The organism is Streptococcus fermentans (genome assembly GCF_040888305.1).
GTDB classification, from domain to species: domain Bacteria; phylum Bacillota; class Bacilli; order Lactobacillales; family Streptococcaceae; genus Streptococcus; species Streptococcus fermentans.
The window spans coordinates 86,809-109,223 of record NZ_JBFNFG010000003.1; the positions used below are offsets into that span (position 1 = coordinate 86,809).

Annotated in this window: 23 protein-coding genes; 7 read left to right on the top strand and 16 right to left on the bottom strand. The window is 39.7% G+C overall.

Translation table 11 applies throughout. From position 1 onward, the window contains the following. Position 1: 1 nt before the first annotated feature. Complete coding sequence (locus AB2B50_RS04440) at positions 2-280, bottom strand: DUF6110 family protein (RefSeq protein WP_000910910.1); 279 nt, start codon at positions 278-280, stop codon at positions 2-4. A 151-nt stretch (positions 281-431) separates the two neighbouring features. On the opposite strand from AB2B50_RS04440, the gene AB2B50_RS04445 reads away from it, so the two are divergent. After that, complete coding sequence (locus AB2B50_RS04445) at positions 432-1,280, top strand: putative RNA methyltransferase (protein ID WP_320692638.1); 849 nt, start codon at positions 432-434, stop codon at positions 1,278-1,280. Positions 1,281-1,388: 108 nt separating this feature from the next. Here AB2B50_RS04445 and AB2B50_RS04450 read toward each other — a convergent pair whose 3' ends face one another. The 3 genes from AB2B50_RS04450 to malQ form a co-directional block, all read right to left on the bottom strand. Then, positions 1,389-1,595, bottom strand: coding sequence for a hypothetical protein (locus AB2B50_RS04450; RefSeq protein WP_320693292.1), 207 nt, complete (start codon positions 1,593-1,595; stop codon positions 1,389-1,391). 278 nt (positions 1,596-1,873) lie between these two features. After that, positions 1,874-4,132 (bottom strand): glycogen/starch/alpha-glucan family phosphorylase, encoded by a 2,259-nt coding sequence (glgP, locus tag AB2B50_RS04455; protein ID WP_320692640.1) that lies wholly within the window; start codon positions 4,130-4,132, stop codon positions 1,874-1,876. A 22-nt stretch (positions 4,133-4,154) separates the two neighbouring features. Beyond that, entirely contained in the window at positions 4,155-5,672 is a 1,518-nt protein-coding gene (malQ, locus tag AB2B50_RS04460; RefSeq protein WP_320692641.1) for a 4-alpha-glucanotransferase, read from the bottom strand. Positions 5,673-6,088: 416 nt separating this feature from the next. Here malQ and AB2B50_RS04465 point away from each other — a divergent pair, with 416 nt between their 5' ends. The 5 genes from AB2B50_RS04465 (at position 6,089) to AB2B50_RS04485 (ending at position 11,621) form a co-directional block, all read left to right on the top strand. Further along, entirely contained in the window at positions 6,089-7,360 is a 1,272-nt protein-coding gene (locus AB2B50_RS04465; protein ID WP_320692642.1) for an extracellular solute-binding protein, read from the top strand. A gap of 123 nt (positions 7,361-7,483) precedes the next feature. Next, positions 7,484-8,773: a sugar ABC transporter permease gene (locus AB2B50_RS04470; RefSeq protein ID WP_320692643.1), complete on the top strand. Its 1,290-nt coding sequence runs from the start codon at positions 7,484-7,486 to the stop codon at positions 8,771-8,773. Position 8,774: 1 nt separating this feature from the next. Further along, positions 8,775-9,617: a sugar ABC transporter permease gene (locus AB2B50_RS04475; protein WP_049531176.1), complete on the top strand. Its 843-nt coding sequence runs from the start codon at positions 8,775-8,777 to the stop codon at positions 9,615-9,617. Positions 9,618-9,824: 207 nt separating this feature from the next. Continuing rightward, positions 9,825-10,625 carry a DUF1189 domain-containing protein gene (locus tag AB2B50_RS04480; RefSeq protein WP_320692644.1) on the top strand — a complete coding sequence of 267 codons (801 nt, stop codon included), beginning with the start codon at positions 9,825-9,827 and terminating at the stop codon, positions 10,623-10,625. A 9-nt stretch (positions 10,626-10,634) separates the two neighbouring features. Next, a complete protein-coding gene (locus AB2B50_RS04485) occupies positions 10,635-11,621 on the top strand; it encodes a LacI family DNA-binding transcriptional regulator (RefSeq protein ID WP_320692645.1) in 987 nt (328 codons plus the stop codon). 62 nt (positions 11,622-11,683) lie between these two features. Here AB2B50_RS04485 and AB2B50_RS04490 read toward each other — a convergent pair whose 3' ends face one another. The 12 genes from AB2B50_RS04490 to AB2B50_RS04545 form a co-directional block, all read right to left on the bottom strand. Beyond that, on the bottom strand, positions 11,684-12,625 hold the full coding sequence (locus AB2B50_RS04490; RefSeq protein ID WP_320692646.1) for a YitT family protein: 942 nt from the start codon (positions 12,623-12,625) through the stop codon (positions 11,684-11,686). After that, positions 12,603-14,366 carry an aspartate--tRNA ligase gene (gene aspS / locus AB2B50_RS04495; RefSeq protein ID WP_320692647.1) on the bottom strand — a complete coding sequence of 588 codons (1,764 nt, stop codon included), beginning with the start codon at positions 14,364-14,366 and terminating at the stop codon, positions 12,603-12,605. The genes AB2B50_RS04490 and aspS overlap by 23 nt, the downstream gene beginning before the upstream one ends. 147 nt (positions 14,367-14,513) lie before the next feature. After that, positions 14,514-14,729: a hypothetical protein gene (locus tag AB2B50_RS04500; protein ID WP_320692648.1), complete on the bottom strand. Its 216-nt coding sequence runs from the start codon at positions 14,727-14,729 to the stop codon at positions 14,514-14,516. A gap of 18 nt (positions 14,730-14,747) precedes the next feature. Next, positions 14,748-15,389 carry a CPBP family intramembrane glutamic endopeptidase gene (locus AB2B50_RS04505; RefSeq protein WP_320692649.1) on the bottom strand — a complete coding sequence of 214 codons (642 nt, stop codon included), beginning with the start codon at positions 15,387-15,389 and terminating at the stop codon, positions 14,748-14,750. Positions 15,390-15,398: 9 nt separating this feature from the next. Continuing rightward, on the bottom strand, positions 15,399-16,112 hold the full coding sequence (locus tag AB2B50_RS04510; protein ID WP_320692650.1) for a DUF3169 family protein: 714 nt from the start codon (positions 16,110-16,112) through the stop codon (positions 15,399-15,401). A gap of 55 nt (positions 16,113-16,167) precedes the next feature. Next, complete coding sequence (locus AB2B50_RS04515) at positions 16,168-16,890, bottom strand: DUF3169 family protein (protein WP_320692651.1); 723 nt, start codon at positions 16,888-16,890, stop codon at positions 16,168-16,170. Between the two features lie 12 nt (positions 16,891-16,902). Next, entirely contained in the window at positions 16,903-17,253 is a 351-nt protein-coding gene (locus tag AB2B50_RS04520) for a PspC domain-containing protein (protein ID WP_320692652.1), read from the bottom strand. Then, the gene (locus AB2B50_RS04525; RefSeq protein ID WP_320692673.1) at positions 17,250-17,453 is read right to left on the bottom strand and encodes a hypothetical protein; all 204 of its coding nucleotides are present in this window, start codon (positions 17,451-17,453) and stop codon (positions 17,250-17,252) included. Before AB2B50_RS04525 ends, AB2B50_RS04520 begins: the two co-directional genes overlap by 4 nt. After that, on the bottom strand, positions 17,453-17,656 hold the full coding sequence (locus AB2B50_RS04530) for a helix-turn-helix transcriptional regulator (protein WP_000916945.1): 204 nt from the start codon (positions 17,654-17,656) through the stop codon (positions 17,453-17,455). Before AB2B50_RS04530 ends, AB2B50_RS04525 begins: the two co-directional genes overlap by 1 nt. A 240-nt stretch (positions 17,657-17,896) precedes the next feature. After that, on the bottom strand, positions 17,897-19,186 hold the full coding sequence (gene hisS / locus AB2B50_RS04535; protein ID WP_320692653.1) for a histidine--tRNA ligase: 1,290 nt from the start codon (positions 19,184-19,186) through the stop codon (positions 17,897-17,899). Positions 19,187-19,266: 80 nt separating this feature from the next. Next, on the bottom strand, positions 19,267-20,514 hold the full coding sequence (locus AB2B50_RS04540) for an MFS transporter (RefSeq protein ID WP_320692654.1): 1,248 nt from the start codon (positions 20,512-20,514) through the stop codon (positions 19,267-19,269). A gap of 187 nt (positions 20,515-20,701) precedes the next feature. Beyond that, positions 20,702-21,553, bottom strand: coding sequence for an Rgg/GadR/MutR family transcriptional regulator (locus AB2B50_RS04545; RefSeq protein WP_320692655.1), 852 nt, complete (start codon positions 21,551-21,553; stop codon positions 20,702-20,704). A 131-nt stretch (positions 21,554-21,684) separates the two neighbouring features. Between AB2B50_RS04545 and AB2B50_RS04550 the strand changes: the two genes are divergently transcribed. Further along, positions 21,685-22,254: an MptD family putative ECF transporter S component gene (locus tag AB2B50_RS04550; protein ID WP_320692656.1), complete on the top strand. Its 570-nt coding sequence runs from the start codon at positions 21,685-21,687 to the stop codon at positions 22,252-22,254. The last annotated feature ends 161 nt before the right edge of the window (positions 22,255-22,415 follow it).

The following is a 22,415-nucleotide window of genomic DNA, read 5'->3' on the forward strand; positions in this document are numbered from 1 at the left end:
ATTATTCTCCTATAAGGCTATCTAATTGCTCTTCTTTTTTCTCTTGCTCGTACAAATATTTGGCATCTTGCAAGACATCGTCTCCATGTTGTTTCACAACAGAAACAGATGCATCTAGCCCGTCTTTCAACTTGTAAGCCTTAGCCAAAGCTTTAGAATAACCTTTTTTAGCTTCCTTACTTGCTAAGATTTTCAAACCAAGGGTACCAAATGCGACACCACCCAAAAAGAGTGATGATTTTTTCGCAACTTTTGCAACGGTTAGTACTTCTTTTAACATACTTATTTCCTCCTTATCATTATTATATAGCAATTTAGATATAAAAGCAATTTCATTCTATAAATTGGAGAATTAGTTTTATTTCTACTGAATCTCCCATTTACTTATTCCTAAAGTTGCTTTCATTTGCCTCTTTTGATACACTTAAACTATGAATACAAACCTCAAACCCAAACTCCAGCGCTTTGCTTCTGCTAGTGCCTTTGCCTGCCCTATCTGCCAAGAAAATCTGACCTTGGTAGAGTCTAGTCTTAAATGTGAGAATCGGCATTCTTTTGACCTAGCAAAATTCGGCTATGTCAATCTTGCCCCTCAAATCAAACAATCCGCCAACTACGATAAAGAAAACTTTCAAAACCGCCAGCAAATCCTAGAAGCTGGCTTTTACCAAGCTATTCTAGATGCCTTATCAACCATGCTTTCTAGCTTAGAAACGAGTCAAACAGTCTTGGATATCGGCTGTGGCGAAGGCTTCTACTCTCGCAAGCTCCAAGAAAGTCACTCTGATAAAACCTTTTATGCCTTTGACATTTCAAAAGATTCGGTCCAAATCGCTGCCAAGAGCGAACCCAACTGGGCAGTCAATTGGTTTGTCGGTGACCTGGCTCGACTTCCTATAAAAGACGCTAGCATGGATATCCTTCTTGATATCTTCTCGCCTGCAAATTATGGAGAATTTCGTCGCGTTTTATCCCAAAAAGGTATCTTAATTAAGGTCATCCCGACTGAAAACCACCTCAAGGAAATCCGCCAAATAGTACAGGATCAGCTGACAAAGAAGGATTATTCCAATCAAGATATCAAGGAACATTTCCAAGAATATTTCAGCATCCAATCTAACCAGATAGCTTCCCTGACCAATCCCATCACCGCAGAGCAAAGACAAGCTTTACTCAGCATGACACCCCTCCTCTTTCACGTTGACCAAAGCAAGATTGATTGGAGCCAACTGACAGAGATTACCATCGAAGCAGAGATTCTGGTCGGAAAAGCACTATAAATAAATTTTTGAGATACTACAAAGCCCGCACCTCTTCTTGAGATGCGGGTTTAAAACACGGTTTTTCACTGTCTTTTCGAAAAGTATAAAAAATTTTGACCTCTCCATTTATTTTCGATTCGAGATAACAAACTTATCAATAAATAGCAAGTGATATAAGGCAAGTGCTGCCCCATAACAACATCCATGAAAAGAGATTTCTTGATGAGTCAGTGGAAACGAAAAACTATTACCCATATAAAGGCATGACCAAATTACAAAAAGAATCCAAAATAAATCAGTCCATTTATATTTTGAAAAATATTTTTTCCACATAAGAACATCCTCCTTCTTTACTATAATACTATTATAATACTGTTTGTAAACGAATACAAGAAATTTGAGGTAACAGCTAAGAAGAACCTTAGGCTTAAAGGTAGTACAACCAGCCTTCTTAGTGTTCTCTAGGTTTGATTTTTAAGTCTAGAAATTATTGACAAATTATTTTTTCTTTTGAGACCAGTCAACCTCAAATCCATAACATTCAAAAAAGCGAATTTCAACTGAAACTCGCTTTTTTGCTAGATAGTGTAATAACTATTAAATTGTATATCTTAGTTCAAGTGCCAGATATCTTCGTTATACTGAGCGATTGTACGGTCAGATGAGAAGAATCCTGCTTTAGAAATGTTAACGATGACTTTATCCAACCATGCGTCACGGTCTTCGTAGTCAGCAAGCATTTGCTCTTTCACTTTGATGTAGTCTTCCAAGTCAAGAAGAGTCATGAACCAGTCTTTGTTGATTAATTCGTTATAAAGACGTTCCAAGCGTTCAATCTTACCAACTGCAAGAACAGCGTCGCTCACGATAAAGTCAACCAATGGTTTGATCGCTTTACGAGCGTAGAATTCGCTTGATTTGTAAGCTGATTTTGCGTAAAGGTCGATAACAGTTTCTGAATCTTCACCAAAGATGTAGATGTTTTCATCGCCAACCAACTCAGCGATTTCCACGTTAGCTCCGTCCATAGTACCAAGAGTCAAAGCTCCGTTCAACATGAATTTCATGTTACCAGTACCTGAAGCCTCCTTAGAAGCAAGTGAGATTTGTTCAGAGATATCACACGCTGGAATCAAGAAGCTTGCTGCAGTAACGTTGTAGTTTTCAACCATAACCACTTGTAAGTGTGGTGCAACTGCTGGGTCATTAGCGATTACTTCTGACAAGCAAAGGATCAAGTGAATGATGTCTTGAGCAATTGTGTAGGCAGGGGCTGCTTTACCACCAAAGAAGACTGTGATTGGACGAGCAGGGATGTTACCAGCCTTGATGTCAAGGTATTTATGGATAACATACAAAGCGTTCATTTGTTGACGTTTATACTCGTGAAGACGTTTGATTTGGATGTCAAAGATCGAGTTTGTATTGATTTCCACACCTTGGTGCTCTTTCAAGTGACGAGCCAATTTACGTTTGTTGTGAGCTTTGATGCTTTCCAATTTTTCTTTGACAGCAGCCTTGTCTTCGTATGAAAGAAGGTCTTCCAATTTAGAAGCTTCATGGTGCCATTCGCGGCCAAGAATCTCATCCAAGTAGTGAGACAAGCTTGGGTTAGCATGCATAAGCCAACGACGGAATGTGATACCGTTTGTTTTGTTGTTGAATTTTTCTGGGTAAAGATCGTAGAAAGCTTTCAACTCAGAGTTCTTCAAAATTTCTGTGTGAAGAGCGGCAACTCCGTTTACGCTGTATCCATAGTGGATATCCATGTGGGCCATGTGTACACGATCGTCTTCATCAATGATTTGAACAGCTGGATCTTTGTATTCAGCACGAACACGACGGTCCAATTCTTTGATGATTGGTACCAAGTGAGGAACCACTTCTTCCAAGAATTCAAGAGGCCATTTTTCAAGGGCTTCAGCAAGGATTGTGTGGTTTGTGTAAGCAGTCATACTACGAACGATAGAGATTGCTTCATCAAGTTCGATACCACGTTCAGTCAAAAGACGGATCAATTCAGGAATCACCATTGAAGGGTGAGTATCGTTGATTTGTACAACTGCGTAGTCAGCAAGGTCATGCAAGTTGCTTCCTTTTTCGATTGCTTCATCGATGATCAATTGAGCACCGTTTGAAACCATGAAGTATTGTTGGAAGATACGGAGCAATTCACCTTGTTTGTCGCTATCGTCTGGGTAAAGGAAAAGAGTCAAGTTGTGAGCGATATCTGTCTTGTCAAAGTCGATACCATCTTGGATGATTGAAGAATCAACTGAATCCAAGTCAAACAAACGCAAACGGTTTTTAGTAGCAGTTTTGTAACCAGGTACATCGATATCGTAAAGAGTAGATGTCAATGTAAAGTGTGCAAATGGCACTTGGTAGCTACGGCTTGAGCGAACCAACCAGTTTTGGTCAGTCAACCAAGCGTTAGGAATAGTTTCTTGTTGGTTGTTTTTAAGCACTTGTTGGAAAAGACCAAAGTGGTAGTTCAAACCAACACCGTCACCATTCAATCCAAGTGTAGCGATTGAGTCGATAAAACAGGCTGCCAAACGTCCCAAACCACCATTACCAAGTGATGGTTCCAATTCTACTTCTTCGATTTCGATCAACTCTTTACCTGCGTCAGCAAGTTCTTTTTTAACTTCGTCATAAAGACCAAGGTTAATCAAGTTGTTTGACAAGAGTTTACCAATCAAGAACTCAGCTGAGATGTAGTAAACTTTTTTCTTACCAGTGTTCACTGGTTTTTGGCTGCTTGCAAGTTTGCTGTAGTTAAGAAGAGCAAGGTAAAGCTCCTCATTGCTACATTCTGCGATAGATTTATTGTAACGATTTTGTACAAATTCTTTTAATGGTAACATTTTTATGTCTCCTGATAATGTCTTATTTCTTTAATTCTACCAAATTTTCATTGATACGGCGATAAATTGTAGTCAAGTCAAGCAAAGTTTCTTCGACAGCAGGAGTCAATTGTTCCTCTGTCATACGCCATGACCAGTTTCCACCAAGAGTAGATGGGAAGTTCATACGAGCTGAACCATCCAACTCTAGCAAATCTTGCATAGTGGCAATCGTCATGAAACTTACTGATGCGAAAGCTGTACGAAGCATAGCATGCACCACTGTTTCGTACTCTTTACGGTTTGTGTAACGAGCCATGTACTCACGAGTTGGATCATCAATCTCATCACGGTACCAACCAAGAACAGTGTTGTTATCGTGTGTTCCAGTGTACATAACTGAGTTTGCTGGTGCCAAGTGTGGGCTGTCGATACTTTCGTGTTCTGGATTGAAAGCAAATTGAAGGACTTTCATTCCTGGGAATCCAGTGCGCTCACGAAGCTCGATGACTTCATCAGTCATAAATCCAAGGTCTTCTGCGATGATGTTCAAGTCACCAAGTTCTTCTTTAACGGCTGCAAAGAGTTTGTAGTCAGGTCCTTTCACCCATTTACCAGGTGCTGCTGTTTCAGAACCAGCTGGAATTTCCCAGTAAGACTCAAATCCACGGAAGTGGTCGATACGCACGATATCGTAGATTTTGAAGCTTTCACGCAAGCGTTCAATCCACCATTTGTAGCCATCTTTATCCATTGCTTCCCAGTCATAGATTGGGTTCCCCCAAAGCTGACCAGTCGCAGAAAACTCATCTGGTGGGCATCCTGCGATGCAAGTTGCTTTCCCGTTTTCATCTGTTTTAAAGAGGTGTGGATTTGCCCACATATCGCTTGAATCTTCAGCAACATAGATTGGCATATCCCCCACAATCTCGATGTGGTTTTCGTTAGCGTATGCTTTCAATTTCAACCATTGTTGGAAGAAGAGATATTGGGTTACACGGTGGTAAACAAGTTTGTCTGCCAATTGTTCACGGTAGCTTTCAAGAGCAGAAGCTTTACGCGCACGAATATCTGCATCTGGCCACTCTGTCCAAGCCAAGTTATCAAAATGCTCTTTAATAGCCATATACTCTGCAAAAAGTTCAAGCCAGGATTGGTTGTCTTGAGCAAATTTTTCAAAATCTTGGACATCCCCAACTTCAAGGAAACGTTTAACTGCTTTTTCTAGAAGCGGACGACGTGCGTAATAAATCTTAGCATAATCAACTTCAGTTGGGTTGCTACCGAAGTCTACTCCCTCAAGATCACTTGCTTCTAACAAGCCTTGCTCTACCAAAATATCAAGATCGATAAAATGAGTGTTCCCAGCAAAGGCTGAGAAAGATTGATAAGGAGAATCTCCGTAGCTTGTTGTTCCTAATGGAAGGATTTGCCAGTAACGTTGTTTGGTACGAACCAAGAAGTCAACGAAATCATAGGCGCTTTGACCAAATGATCCGATTCCGTAAGCTCCTGGAAGTGATGAGATGTGCATCAACACACCACTTTGACGTTTTTTCATAATAGCACCTCAAGTGTTTTTAATTAATTGTTTCAAATTTGTGCGCAAACGTTTGCGCTAAGTAAAGTATAACCCATTTCAAAAAGAAATGCAAGCGTTTTTAAAAAACTTTTATGATTTATTTTTTTATTGATAAACTTTTAAGTTACTATATTCTTATTTTTAACACCCTTTTAATCAGTAGCTCAATCATGCAATCGTTTCCCTTAAATTATTTTTGAATTGAAATTTGCATGATTTCCTATTTCTCTTCTATTATACAAACAATTTTAGGAATTAGCCAGCAACAAGCTTTTTAAAATTTTTTCAAAAAAATGCTTGCAACCGTTTTCCGTTTGTGCTATACTAGGGTCATAAGGGAAAACGTTTGCGTTTCCTCGAAATTAAAATTTGTTATTCTTTAGGAGGAATACACTATGTCAACTAAATTCATGAAGAGCGCAGCTGTACTTGGTACTGCTACTCTTGCTAGCTTGCTTTTGGTAGCTTGCGGAAGCAAAACTGCTGATAAAGCGGCTGATTCTGGTTCATCTGAAGGTAAAGAACTTACTTTATACGTTGAAGACCAATATAAAGCATTTGCTGAATCAGCTGCACAAGCTTACGAAAAAGAAGCTGGAGTAAAAGTTACTATCAAAACAGGAGACCAAATGGGTGGTCTCGATAACCTTTCTCTAGATAACCAATCTGGTAAAGCTGCTGACGTTATGATGGCACCATACGACCGAGTAGGTAGCCTTGGTAAAGACGGACAACTTTCAGAAGTGAAATTGAGCGACGGTGCTAAAACAGATGATAAAACTAAATCTCTTGTAACAGCTGCTGACGGTAAAGTTTACGGTGCTCCTGCTGTTATCGAGTCACTTGTTTTGTACTATAATAAAGACTTGATTAAAGAAGCTCCAAAAACTTTTGCTGACTTGGAAAACCTTGCTAAAGATAGCAAATATGCCTTCGCTGGTGAAGATGGTAAAACAACTGCCTTCCTTGCTGACTGGACAAACTTCTACTATGCATACGGACTTCTTGCTGGTAACGGCGGTTACGTATTTGGTGACAACGGTAAAGATCCTAAAGATATCGGACTTGCAAACGAAGGAGCTATCACTGCTATCAACTACGCTAAAACTTGGTACGAAAAATGGCCTAAAGGTATGCAAGATACGGAAGGAGCTCCAAACCTAATCCAAACTCAATTCCAAGAAGGTAAAACAGCTGCTATCATTGATGGTCCTTGGAAAGCTCAGGCCTTCAAAGATGCTAAAGTAAACTACAGTGTTGCGACTATCCCAACTCTTCCAAACGGTAAAAACTATGAAACATTCGGTGGTGGTAAAGCTTGGATCATCCCATCAAGTACTAAGAACCTTGAAGCTGCTCAAAAATTTGTAGACTTCCTTGTTTCAACTGAAGAACAAAAAGCCTTCTATGATAAAACTAACGAAATCCCAGCTAACACTGAGGCTCGTTCATATGCTGAAGGTAAAAACGATGAGTTGACAACAGCTGTTATCAAACAGTTCCAAAACGCTCAACCAATGCCAAACATCCCTCAAATGTCAGCTGTTTGGGACCCAGCTAAAACAATGCTATTTGAAGCTGTAAGTGGTAAGAAAGATGCTAAAACAGCTGCTAATGATGCTGTAACATTGATCAAAGAAACAATCCAACAAAAATTTGGTAACTAATTGATTGCTTCAAGGGAGATAATTCAAACATCTCCCTTGATTTTTAGATACACTGACAATGTTTTCAGTAGTTTTACTGATTAGCATCGAGCTCAACGCTCGTATCTTATGAAAGGAGCACTCATGGAACAACAACCAAAAAAAGCAGCCTTGCTTTCATTGATTCCTGGGTTGGGGCAAATCTATAATAAACAAAAAGCTAAAGGTTTTATCTTCCTTGCTGTAACAGTAGTTTTTGTCCTCTATTTTATAGCACTTGCAGCACCTGAATTGAGCAACTTGATCACACTTGGGGAAAAACCTGGCCGTGACAACTCTCTCTTCATGTTGATTCGTGGTGCATTTCACTCTATTTTTGTAATTGTTTATCTAGCCTTTTATATTCTCAATATTAAAGACGCTCACACTATTGCAAAACGTATCAATAATGGCATCCCTGTCCCATTGACACTTAAGGATATGATTAAAGGTATCTATGAAAATGGATTCCCATACTTGCTCATTATCCCATCTTACGTTGCCATGACATTTGCGATTATCTTCCCGGTTATTGTAACCTTGATGATTGCCTTTACTAACTACGATTTCCAACACTTACCACCAAACAAATTGTTAGACTGGGTTGGTTTGACTAACTTCACAAATATCTGGAGCTTGAGTACCTTCCGTTCAGCCTTCGGTTCTGTTCTTTCTTGGACTATTATCTGGGCTTTGTCTGCATCAACTTTACAGATTGTAATCGGTATCTTCACAGCTATTATTGCCAACCAACCATTCATCAAGGGGAAACGTATCTTTGGTGTTATCTTCCTTCTGCCTTGGGCGGTTCCAGCCTTCATCACTATCTTGACATTCTCAAACATGTTCAACGATAGTGTTGGTGCTATCAATACCCAAGTTTTGCCACTTTTTGCTAAGGTTCTTCCATTCCTTGACGGGGCACTCATCCCTTGGAAAACAGACCCTACTTGGACTAAGGTTGCCTTGATTATGATGCAAGGTTGGCTTGGATTCCCTTATATCTATGTCCTTACTCTCGGTATCCTACAGTCTATTCCAAACGACTTGTATGAAGCAGCTTATATCGACGGTGCAAACGCTTGGCAAAAATTCCGCAACATCACTTTCCCAATGATCTTGGCTGTTGCGGCACCTACTTTGATCAGCCAATACACCTTCAACTTCAACAACTTCTCTATCATGTACCTCTTCAATGGCGGTGGTCCTGGTAGTGTCGGTGGTGGAGCTGGTTCAACCGATATCTTGATCTCATGGATCTACCGTTTGACAACGGGTACATCTCCTCAATACTCTATGGCGGCAGCTGTTACCTTGATTATCTCTATCATTGTCATCTCAATCTCTATGATTGCATTCAAGAAACTACACGCATTTGATATGGAGGACGTCTAAGATGAATAACTCAATCAAACTCAAACGTAGACTGACTCAAACCCTTACTTACCTCTACTTGATTGGCCTTTCAATCGTGATTATCTATCCACTATTGATTACTATCATGTCAGCCTTCAAGGCAGGTAACGTCGCAGCCTTTAAACTCGATACTAACATCGACTTCAATTTTGATAACTTCAAAGGGCTCTTTACAGAAACCTTGTACGGTACATGGTACCTCAACACTTTGATCATCGCTTTGATCACTATGGTTGTACAAACAAGTATTATCGTACTTGCTGGTTACGCCTATAGCCGTTACAACTTCTTGGCTCGTAAACAAAGTTTGGTCTTCTTCTTGATTATCCAAATGGTGCCTACAATGGCTGCTTTGACTGCCTTCTTCGTTATGGCCCTCATGTTGAATGCCCTTAACCATAGCTGGTTCCTCATCTTCCTCTACGTTGGTGGAGGTATCCCTATGAATGCTTGGTTGATGAAAGGTTACTTTGACACCGTGCCAATGTCTCTTGATGAGTCTGCAAAACTTGATGGTGCAGGACATTTCCGCCGCTTCTGGCAAATCGTTCTCCCTCTTGTTCGTCCAATGGTTGCTGTACAAGCACTCTGGGCCTTCATGGGACCTTTCGGAGACTATATCCTCTCTAGTTTCTTGCTTCGTGAAAAAGAATACTTTACAGTTGCCGTTGGTCTACAGACCTTCGTTAGCAATGTGAAGAACATGAAGATTGCCTACTTCTCAGCAGGTGCTATCCTCATCGCCCTTCCAATCTGTACACTTTTCTTCTTCTTGCAAAAGAACTTCGTTTCAGGACTTACAAGCGGTGGCGACAAGGGGTAATATACCCCCCCGCCACCCTTTTTCATTTTTGACCTTGTACATCGATTGTCTGGTGAGAAACAAGAGCTTGCTGAGATTACCTTGTTAGTTAGTGGACGAATCATAACAAACATTCACTTTTACCAAGGATTCTACTATCCCCGCTTGAAATAAAATACATTTCTCTATATAATACTCATATAGAAAAATGCCTATAGAAAGAGATTTATGTTACCATATCCATTTTCTTATTTTAATAGTATTTGGGGATTTCGTAAGCCCCTATCTCAACGTTTTGGTCTCAACTGGTTTCAACTGATTTTTACCAGTATTTTCCTGATTAGTTTGTCTATGGTCCCTATTGCCATCCAGAACAGTTCTCAGGAAACTTATCCTTTAGAAACTTTCATCGATGATGTCTACACTCCTTTGACGGATAGTGTGGTTCAGGATTTGGCTACCAATGCAAAGATTGTAGATGGTAAGTTGAGCTATACAGGTTCATCTCCTCATCAAGCTTCTATCCAAATCGGAGACCCTTCTAGTTCAAACTTCCCTGAGGAATTACTTCTGAACTTTGAACCTGAGAAACTCATCATCAGCAAGCAAGGAAAAGAATTGACCAGCATTCGCTATCACGCGATAACGACTGAGAGCTTCCAAAGCAAGGAAAGCTTAACACAAGCCATTTCTAAAGACTGGTATCAACAGAATCGCGTCTATATTAGTCTCTTTCTTGTGCTTGGTTCTAGCTTCCTCTTTGGACTTAATTTTTTTATTGTTGCTTTAGGTGCTAGCCTCTTGCTCTACTTCACAAAAAAATCGCGTCTCTTTTCATTTAAAAGCTACAAAGAGTGCTATCATTTCATTTTGAACTGTTTAGGATTACCAACCTTACTTGCCATGATTCTCGGTCTCTTGGGGCAAAACATGGCAACTTTGATTACTGTTCAAAATATTTTATTTGTTCTATACCTGGTCACTATCTTTTACAAAACGCATTTCCGTGATCCAGACTACCATAAGTAGGAGATTATTATGCCCGTGACAATTAAAGACGTGGCCAAGGCTGCAGGGGTCTCACCCTCAACCGTAACCCGTGTTATTCAAAACAAATCAACCATTAGCGATGAAACCAAAAAACGAGTTCGAAAGGCTATGAAGGAACTCAACTACCATCCTAACCTCAATGCCCGAAGCCTGGTTAGTAGTTATACGCAGGTTATCGGCTTGGTTCTTCCAGATGATTCAGACGTTTTCTATCAAAATCCTTTCTTTCCTTCTGTCCTTAGAGGGATTGCACAAATTGCTTCAGAAAATCACTATGCTATCCAGATTGCAACTGGAAAAGACGAAAAAGAGCGCTTAAATGCAATTTCACAGATGGTCTATGGAAAGCGTGTAGACGGTCTTATCTTCTTGTATGCCCAAGAAAATGACCCCTTGGTTAAACTCGTTACTGAAGAACAATTTCCCTTCCTAATCCTTGGGAAATCACTATCACCCTTCATTTCGCTTGTTGACAATGATAATATTCAAGCTGGTTTTGATGCGACAGAATACTTCATCAAAAAAGGATGCAGCCGCATTGCTTTCATCGGTGGTACCAAGAAACTCTACGTTACGCAGGATCGTCTAACAGGTTACGAGCAAGCCCTCAAAGAACACAAACTATCTCTTGATAGTCATCGTACCTTTTTCGCTGATGAATTTCTTGAAGAAAAAGGATATAAATTTAGCAAACAACTTTTTGAATACGATCCAAAAACCGATGCTGTTATCACAACAGATAGCCTCTTAGCTGAAGGTGTTTGTAACTACCTCAACGAACATCAGCTGAATGTCCCTGTTCTTAGCTTTGACTCTGTAAATCCAAAATTAAACCTAGCAGCCTATGTCAATATTAATAGTCTGGCTCTCGGCCGCACTTCGTTTGAGACTATTCTTCAAATCATCAATGATGTCAAAGAAAATCGTCAAATCTGCTATCGTCAAGTCATTGCGCATGAAATCATTGAAAAATAAGAAAAACCAGCTCTAACACTTTTGCTTAGAGTTGGTTTTTTGTAATCTATTTTTATAATTGATTAGTTTTCGACTTCGACAAATCGGCCTAGGATATGAACATTTTCTGAAACAGAAACAAAGGCTGTTGGATCAACTTGCTTCATGATCAGTTTAAAATCATTGAACTCTGCACGAGTGATAACCGTAATCAAAACAGCCTTACGTTCGTGGTTATAAGTTCCTTCAGCATCATGGATCATGGTTGCTCCACGGTGCAATTTATGATGGATTTTCTCAATGACTGCATCTGGATTGCTAGTAACAATCATGGCCTGCATGCGTTTTTGTTTGGTGAAAACTGCATCTGTCACACGACTTGAGACAAAGATAGTAATCATGGAATAAAGGGCATATTTCCAACCAAAGGTCACTCCTGCAATCAACATGATGGTACCGTTCACCAAGAAAGAGATACTTCCGACGTTACGACCTGTCTTCTTACGAATGGTTAGGCTGACAATATCTGTTCCGCCACTGGAGATGTTATGACGTAAAGCAAAGCCGATTCCCAGTCCCATGACAACACCACCAAAAAGGGCATTGATGATTGGATCCTCTGTTAAGACCACCACCGGCACAAACTGGATAAAGAGCGAGCTCATGGATACCGTGATAAAGGTAAAAATCGTGAACTTATGTCCAATTTGATACCAAGCCAAAATCATGAGAGGAATATTGATGGCATAAAATGCTACTGAGATTGGGAAATGAAACCCAAACCAGTGGTTACTTAGAGCAGATATAATCTGGGCCAAACCTGTCGCACCACTTGAATAAACGTGCCCTGGTTGGAAAAAGAAATTGACGGCTACTGCTGATAGAAAACCATATACCAGAGAAGCTGAGATTTTTTCATCGTATTTTTCTCGAGAAATACTTTGTAAAACACGCAAAATCTTTACTCGATAAGCAAAGCGGCGAAGATAATGATTCCACTTTTTAGTTAGTTTCGTTTGTTTCATCTTGTTCTACTTGTAGATTAAGTTCCTCTAGTTGTTTAAGAGCTACTGTTGATGGTGCTTGCGTCATTGGGTCAGTTGCCTTATTGTTCTTAGGAAAGGCGATAACTTCGCGAATATTTTCTTCTCCAGCGAGCAACATGACAAATCGGTCAAGACCGATAGCCAAACCACCGTGTGGTGGGAAGCCATAGTCCATAGCTTCCAAAAGGAAACCAAACTGGTCATTTGCTTCTTCTGCTGAGAATCCAAGAGCCTTGAACATGCGTTCTTGAAGTTCTTTTTGGTTGATACGAAGGCTACCGCCACCAAGTTCATAACCGTTTAGGACGATATCATAGGCAATGGCACGGACCTTAGCCAAATCTCCTTCAAGCTCATGAGTAGTTTCTGCTTGAGGAAGGGTAAATGGATGGTGGGCGCTCATATAACGGCCTTCTTCTTCAGACCATTCAAACATTGGCCAGTCAACAACCCAAAGGAAGTTAAATTTATCCTGATCAATCAAGCCTAATTCTTTAGCAATACGTCCACGAAGGGCTCCAAGTGTTGCATTAGCTACTTCAAGCGTATCAGCCACAAAGAGAACCAAGTCTTTATCTTCAAGACCAAGCGCTGTTGTCAAGTCTGCTTGAATACCAGTCAAGAATTTCGCAACTGGTCCATTTAATTCTCCATCAACTACCTTGACCCAAGCAAGACCTTTAGCACCATACTGCTTGGCCACCTCTGTCATCTTGTCAATATCTTTACGAGAGTAGTTGTCTGCTGCACCTTTAACTACAATGGCTTTAACCGCAGGAGCTTCTGAGAAGACTTTGAAATATACACCCTTGACAAGATCTGTCAAGTCTTGAAGCAACATTTCAAAACGAGTATCAGGCTTGTCAGAACCATAAAGAGCCATAGCATCATCATACTTCATACGGGGGAAGGGAAGGGTTACTTCGATGCCTTTTGTTTCCTTCATCACTCGCGCAATCAAGCCTTCTGTGATATCTTGGATTTCTTGCTCAGTCAAGAATGACGTTTCCAAGTCGACCTGGGTAAATTCAGGTTGACGGTCTCCACGTAAATCTTCATCGCGGAAACATTTGACGATTTGGTAGTAACGGTCAAATCCAGCATTCATCAACAACTGTTTTGTGATCTGTGGACTTTGAGGAAGAGCGTAAAAATGCCCTTTATTAACACGAGATGGCACCAAATAGTCGCGCGCCCCTTCTGGTGTTGATTTAGAAAGGAATGGTGTTTCCACGTCGATAAATTCCAACTCATCCAAGTAGTTACGGATAGAATGAGTTACCTTGGCACGAAGTTTAAGGTTTTCCAACATCTCTGGACGACGAAGGTCAAGATAACGGTAACGTAGACGCGTATCATCGTTCGCTTCAATGCCATCCTTGATTTCAAATGGTGTTGTTTTGGCTGTGTTAAGTACAGAAAGAGCCGTTACATTCAGTTCAACCGCTCCAGTCGCCAACTTATCATTGGCTTGCTCACGTGCAGCAACTTGACCAGTCACCTCGATGACAAATTCACTACGAAGGCTTTCAGCTGTTGCCATCACTTCCGCAGAAACTTTCTCAGGATTGATAACCAACTGCATAATCCCTTCACGGTCACGAAGGTCGATGAAGATCAATCCACCCAAGTCACGACGACGGGCAACCCAGCCTTTCAAGGTAATTTCTTGTCCGATGTGTTCCTCACGAACACGACCAGCATACATACTACGTTTCATGTTTTCTCTCCTCTATTATTCTGTTACTATTTTACCATAAAAGCGCAGGCTCTTCATGAAAATCAGCAGAAAAGTTGAGAGTTTCCTCTTATAAATGAAAAAATCCAGCAAAATCATTCGCTGGATCTTATTTTACTTGGTATTTCTTTATTTTTTACGCTTTTCAGCAATCTCTGCAGCCTTTTTAGGGAGAACAATCTCCGTTGCATAGGCTGTCGCAAATCGCATAATCCCTGCGATTGGTGCAAAGATAACTGCTAGATGGTTATAAAAGAAATCCCCTTTTAAAGCATAGGCAAGCGCTCCAATAATGAAGAAGAGAACAACTGCCTGAATCACTGCTAATAATAGTACTCGTTTCATGACTTCCTCCTGAGTCTATTATAGCATGAGAATCATTAAAAATCCGATTAAATTATTTAAAGCATGTAAAGCAATGCTGTATGCCAAACCACCTTTGCTGACATAAGCTAAGCCCAAGCTCAAACCTAGGGAACCATACACTAGGAATTGTTGAGGAGTGCCAGGGAAATGAACAAGTGCAAAAATGATCGTACTTACAATAAGAAAGAGAGCTGTCTGCTTGATGTTATCCTGTTGAGGAAAGACATAGCGAGCTAACATACCTCTAAAGGTTAACTCTTCTGTCAGAGGCGCAAAAACAACTATCATAAAGAAAGAGAAGAGAGGTTGATTATGAGTCATTTGTTCTAACATCTGTTGATTGACTGATGGATCATTTGGTAAGAAATTTTGTGCAACTATGACAAGAACCAATACCAAGGCAGGCAACCAGATATATTTGTTAAGGGCTGTATTTTCAATCGTAACGGTTCCTGTCTTATACCACTTATAGGTAACGAAGGTGAAAATTCCTGCTAATAAGACATAAATTGGGACAGCAACATATTCAGGCGCACCCATTTTCATGGCTTCTAAGCCTACGCCCTGAATAAAACTATAGACCATAAGAAATGATAAGAAAGTAAGGCTATACCAGCCGATATTTTTAAGTGTTTTCATAATATTCTCCTATTTGAAATAACGTTTTGTTTTTCTTAATTGTGCGATAGTTATATAAAGATGAATGACGACTAAAAGAACTAAGGCAACTACTTGTATTTCTCGTAAAACAACTGATAATACTATCAATAAAAAATAGAGTGATGGCAGTAAAATCTGATTCAATCTAAACAGAGTTAAATAGGCACTTTCCATCTCTGCCTGCTTTTCTCCTTCATCATAACTGTTAAGATAGGCTAAAATATCTTTTGGAGTGTAATAAACAGACAGTTTATAGTGTCGAACGATAAAAATAGTTCGCAGCAAGTAATTGGCAACAATAATGTATAAGCATAATAGAATAAGAGCAGGAAGAATTAGCAAGGTATTCTTAAATATCGGAGAAATCAGTATGATCCCACTGGTCATCATTGCTATCATCAAAACATTTGAAGAAACAGAACCATAATCTAAGTAACGATAAGCTCTTACATAAGTCTGATCACTATCTTCTTCCTCTGTCCCCCTTTGATAAAGAGTATAAACTTCTCGACTTTTACCAAGATAATACATGGCTAAAACGAAGGAAATTCCTCCAATAACGAGAGCGAGTCCATAAACAGTGTGTAATACTTGTGACATTTGAATCTGTTCAGCTATACCTCTAAGAGTGTAAGCAAAGGCTCCTACAAAAGCACTTAACATACACACTACTACTCTCAACCATTTACGATTATTTTTCATTTTCTGACCTCTATCTAAACCAACTAATAACTTTTAGTAGTTTCAGTGATCGTTTCTATTTGAAATAACGTTTTATCATCGGTATCTGCATTAAATTGATATAGATATGAACTACAGCTACAGCTAAAAGGGCTAATAACTGAATTTCTCTTGTAAGCACAGAAACGATAGTAATCAAAATATACAAACCATGTAAAACATATTGGTTTAATTGGAATAAAACCCGAAAACTTTGTTCCAAATTAGCTTGTCGTTCTCCTTCATCGTAAGAATTTACATAATCTAACACATCCTTTGGCATGGAGAAAAATGCCAAATCGAACTGACGAACAATCGAAATTGTCTTTAATAAATATTTTTGAACAACAAATAGCAACATCAAACCTAGGAAAGAGAGTACTAAGGTTAAATAACTATTACCAAGTATAAGCACTTCAGTCGCCGATATAAAAAATGCTAACAAAGTCGTAACTGAAACTATGTTAGAAGCAATTGTTCCAAACTCAAGATTTCGATACATTTGCACATAATAAGTTTCATTCAGATTGTCATCCATTTCCTCTTGATACAAGGAGTGAAATCCCCTACTTTTCTTTAGGAAATTGAAAGCCAAAAGGATGCTAATCAATGCCAATAATAAACTAGAGCCAGAAAACCAAGGAACCAAATCTGTTAGATTGAAACTGACTCCCATTGCCAAAGCACGTCCCATAAACATACCTGTAATAAATGCTGATATAAACAATAATAATAAATATAGCACTCGTTTCTTTTTCATTTTCATCCCCCTTTAAACCAATCCAGCCAACCATTGACCAAAGGCTTTCCCTGATTCATAAATAGCTGTCAAGCCCTCTGCTCCAAGCGATACCAAAAGCAAACAAACAACAAGTAAGATAATAGCTTGGTTTCTTGCTTTTTTCGCTCCATCTCCCAAGGGCTCATTACCAAGCCAGCCTGCTAGATAGGCATAGAGAGTTACTGTTATAATACCGAACTCTGTTGAAGAAAGAAACAACAAGAGTGTCACCAAACGAACGACGTTGGTCTGGATGTTAAAATAGTTTCCTAGACCTGCACAAACACCTGCAAGTTCTTTGTTCTCAGTATCTACTTGAAAACCTGCTAAAAATTCTTTCATAATTTTTCTCCTTTTACAATCTCTTTAAACTTTATCTTTCTCTCTACCCATCTAAAGACCAATAGTAGAACTAAATTTATCCAGAAGAGATATTTACTTTCAACGATAGTAAACCAACCAAATAGGGTTCCAATCATGGCCAAAAGATTAACGATAAACACAACTATACATAGATAATAAATCCCTTTATACTTGTTCATCATTCATCCTCCTCCAAGCGAAAGACTGACTCGACAGGCTCATTGAATATCTGAGCAATCTTCAGGGCAATGACGATGGATGGAGTGTACTCATCCCGTTCTAGCAAACTGATGGTTTGCCTGGACACGCCAGCTAGCTTGGCCAGTTCGGTTTGATTGAGGCCATCGCGAGCCCGAAGCTCTTTTAAACGATTTTTTAGCATTCCTTTCTCCTTTTCTCTCAACTTGATTTCATTGTAACACATCTTTTTATTTTTGACAAGTATATTTGTCAAAAAGTTTAGGATTTTTGTCATTTTGCAAAAGAAAACGGTCAGGAGTAAGATCCTGACCAGTTTATCTGTTATTAATACTCTTCGAAAATCAAATTCAAACCACGTCAGCTTCACCGTGCCGTACTCAAGTACAGCCTGCGGCTAGCTTCCTAGTTTGCTCTTTGATTTTCATTGAGTATAAAATCCTAATTTTTCAAAGATTTCTGAGAAATTTTGATTGATAGCATCAAGTGACACTTGCACTTCTTCTCGTGTTTGGTTGTTCTTGACTGTCACTTGTCCACTTTCGACTTCGCTCTCTCCGAGAGTAATGAGAGTTTTAGCCGCAAAGACATCGGCTGACTTGAACTGAGCTTTAAGCTTGCGGTTGAGGTAATCACGCTCTGCGTTGAAACCTTGTTGGCGAAGAACCTGTACTAATTCTAAGGCCTTAACATTTGCTCCTTCTCCCAACACTGCGATATAGACATCTAGGGCGTTTTCGATAGGAAGTGCTACACCTTGTTTTTCAAGGACCAAAAGAAGGCGCTCAACACCAAGTCCAAAACCAAATCCAGCAGTCTCAGGACCACCAAAGTAAGCAACCAAGCCATCATAGCGACCACCTGCACAAACTGTCAAGTCATTGCCCTCAATCTCTGTGATAAACTCAAAGATGGTGTGGTTGTAGTAGTCCAGACCACGTACCATATTGGTATCGATGATATAGGCTACTCCGAGATTTTCCAACATCTGACGAACAGCATCAAAGTGAGCTTGGCTTTCTGCGTCCAGATAATCCAAGATAGATGGTGCATTCTCTACTGCCACCTTGTCTTCTTTTTCCTTAGAGTCCAAGACACGGAGAGGATTTTCCTCCAAGCGACGTTGGCTATCCTTAGACAAGGTCTCCTTGAGCGGTGTTAAGTAGTCAATCAAGGCCTGACGGTAAGCCGCACGGCTCTCAGGATTTCCAAGAGTGTTGAGGTGCAATTTAACACCTTGTATGCCAATTTCTTTCAAGAAGTGGGCTGCCATAGCGATAGTTTCCACATCGGTAGCTGGATTGCTAGAGCCAAAGCACTCCACTCCAATCTGGTGGAATTGGCGTAAACGACCTGCTTGTGGGCGCTCATAGCGGAACATTGGCCCCATGTAGTAGAACTTACTTGGTTTTTGAACTTCTGGTGCGAAGAGTTTGTTTTCCACATAAGAACGAACGACTGGAGCAGTTCCTTCTGGACGGAGGGTAATATGACGGTCTCCCTTGTCATAAAAATCGTACATTTCCTTGGTTACGATATCAGTTGTGTCTCCAACAGAACGACTGATGACTTCGTAGTGCTCAAAAATTGGGGTACGTACTTCTGCGTAGTTGTAGCGTTTGAAGATTTCACGCGCAAAGCCTTCAACGTACTGCCATTTGGCAGACTCAGCAGGTAAAATATCCTGCGTTCCTTTTGGTTTTTGTAATTTCATAGGGAATCCTCTTTATAACTTAATAGTCCTATTTTACCATAAATGAGAAGATTGGGACAGTGTGAAAAGAAGACTAACACCTAAATTTCATTTTTGAGATTAAGACTAGCTAGGAGAATCGCAAGCAAGGAAAGTCCAACAAACAGAGCCCATGTTAACTGTATATCCCATACTGCCACCAGTGAAAAACAGGCCGTCCCCACTGGTATAGATAGAGTAAACAACAAACCTAAAAAATTACTGGTACGAGAGAGAACCTCTGGAGCAAGATTTTTCATGAGCAGAGCACTAATCTTTGGAGAAATTTTCCCAGAAACATACATGGTAAAAAAGACGAAAAGCATCCCGAGCAAGACTTGGTTTAACAAATTAGATAGACCAACTAGACTGGCTCCTAATGTAACCCACATCATCAATCTAGGCAGAGATTGCTTCCCAAAATAATCATTGCCAGTAAGGCTACTGATGATAACTGCTAATAAGGTAATCAATTGTAAGATAAACAATGCATCCTTGTAGGAAAAATTCAGTAAGGAATGATTTAAAAGGAAGATGTTATAGATACCACCTAAGGCACCACCCAAAGCATTGATAATCAAGATAGCAAAGAGCATAAAACCAAAGTTTTTATGTCCACTTTTAAGAAAAACGAGACGTAAGTTTCGGTAAATCGTTAAAAATTGATCTTTGATAGAAAGTTTCTCATTTTTCAGTGATTTACTATCAACAAGTGGAGTTGATAAGCTTAATTCAGCCCTTCCTAAAAAGAGAATGAGAGCTGACACTAGGAAAAATATGGCATTGATTCCCGCTACGAGCGAAAAGTTCTGTGTTGACACACCTAATAGCCAAACTCCAAAAGCTTGGCCGCCAATCGCAGAGATATAGGTAATAAACTGCGAAAAGGAATAGGCCTCCATCAGATCTGACTCTGCTACCTTTTCTTTAACGAGAGGCATTCGCAAGCCACCAGCAAAATCACTGGCTACATCACTAAGGACATTGATGAGGCAAAGGGTCGAAAAGGCAAAGAAACTAGCTTGCTGAATAACTAGGGCTGCTAGAAAAAATAAAACCGCCTGAAATAAACCGACATAGGTCATCCATTTGACCTTGTCCTTGGTATAATCTGCCCGAATTCCCACAAAAACTGTAAAAAGAGTTGGAAGCATCATCACAACATTCGCCATAGCAACTGCAACAGAAGCCTCTGGCAAAGTCGAGGCATAGACCACAAATACTAAATTAAAAATGGAAGCTCCAAAAGCATTGAAAAATCGTGATAAACTCAAAACTCTGTATGCTTGATTTCTTAGTAATAGTTTCATATAGATTCCTTTCTTTCTCACATTCTACTTTTATGGTAGCTCTAGTATAGCATCAAGAAGCCCTTGAGAATATTTTTTGAATATATGCAACAGATTAAACGAATAACGAAAACGCTGGAATTTTCTACTACTAATAAGTATCTTCACAGTCCTATCGTTTCAATTTCATTTATCCAGTTGCAGATATTCAACACTCTATGGCACTTCTATAATAATCTGCAGATTTGCTACAACCGATCATCTCGAAAATACGGATAGCGTCCTCCATTTTTCTCTGTCCTTCCTCCGCTCTTCCTTGCTTACTATCAAGCAAACCTTCTGCCCATAGGTAGACTATTCGAAAATAGGTTTCATTTTCTTCAAAGAAGTTCTGTTCAATTTGTTTTTTGAAATAGAGGGCATTGGTAAAATCATCAACTTCAATACAGGCCATAAAACCATTGAGAAGCAAGGTGTGCATCATATTCCGATTTTTCCCAACTCCTTGCATGAAATCTGACTTCCGCAACATTTCCCGAGTATACTTTGTCAAAAGCTGGACTGATAAAAGAGGAGAGCAGGAAGAAAAGAACGAAAGTTCATAGAGCCCCCAAATTTCAACAGAAAATAGATAATCATGTAGGACTCTTTCTTCCTCAGAGGTCAATGTAACCGTCTCATCAATAGCTTTCATATAGGATTTTATCAAAATAGCATTGAGAATGTGTTGCTGTTTATCCTTTGAAAAAGGAAGTTGTTGATATTCTCTCTGGTAGATAGTGCGCAAGGATGTCAAATCTTGAGGGTCGATAGCCTCGACTATTCTGTTTCTAAATTCAGAATAGGCATCCTGATGAAAACCTCTCGCCAAAAATAAGAGTTCTTCTACATTAGCATGGATACTCTCTAAAGCAACAAACAACTTTTGAGCAGATATTTCACTTTGACCATTTTCAAAACGCGACAATAAGGATGCTGAAAAGCGTCCACCTGTTGCTTTTCTCAAGGAGATTTTTCTGGACTCTCTTAACTCTTTAAAAACTTTTCCTAAATTCTTCATACTCTTACCACTCGTCTTTTATTTTTTCCTATTTTACCACATTTCCTAATAAATACTAGTTCCAAGCTAGCATTTACAATCTGAGCTAGGCATGATACAATGAATAACATCAGATATACGAAGGAGAACTTATGAAAAAGAATATCTTGACAACCCTTGTAGCTGCTCTTGTCTACTTTCTCTGTATCGGAGCGGGGGTTCTACTAGGGAACCTTGTCGACCACACTGGAAATATGTTTTACGCCCCTGCCTTTTCTGCTCTTGTGGGTGGTAGCGTCTATATGATCCTTTTAGCAAAGGTGCCTCGTTTTGGAGCGATTACTACGATTGGACTTGTAATTTCTCTCTTTTTCCTCGGGAGCAAGCATGGTGCTGGAACCTTTCTGCCAGGAATTATCTGCGGTCTTGCAGCAGATGGCATCGCTCACCTAGGCCACTACAAGGATAAGGTCAAGAACCTTCTTTCCTTCCTAGTTTTTGCTTTTGGTACTACTGGTCCCATTCTACTCATGTGGTTGGCACCTCAATCCTATATAGCAACTCTAGTCGCCCGTGGAAAATCTCAGGACTATATCGATCGCATTATGGTCGCAGCAAATCTCACTACCATTCTTCTCTTTGTAGCAAGTGTCCTCATCGGTGCTTTACTTGGCGCCTTGATCGGACAAAAACTTAGTAAAAAATTTGCAGATAAAATGTGATAGAAAAAGAGCTACTAAGCTCTAAGAAGGTAGACAAACCCTTTCGGTAATTAAAGGAGCTTGGTTACTACATCTCGAAAACTCTTAGAAATGCAGATATAATGCTCTTTTTATACTCAATGAAAATCAAAGAGCAAACTAGGAAACTAGCCGCAGGTTGC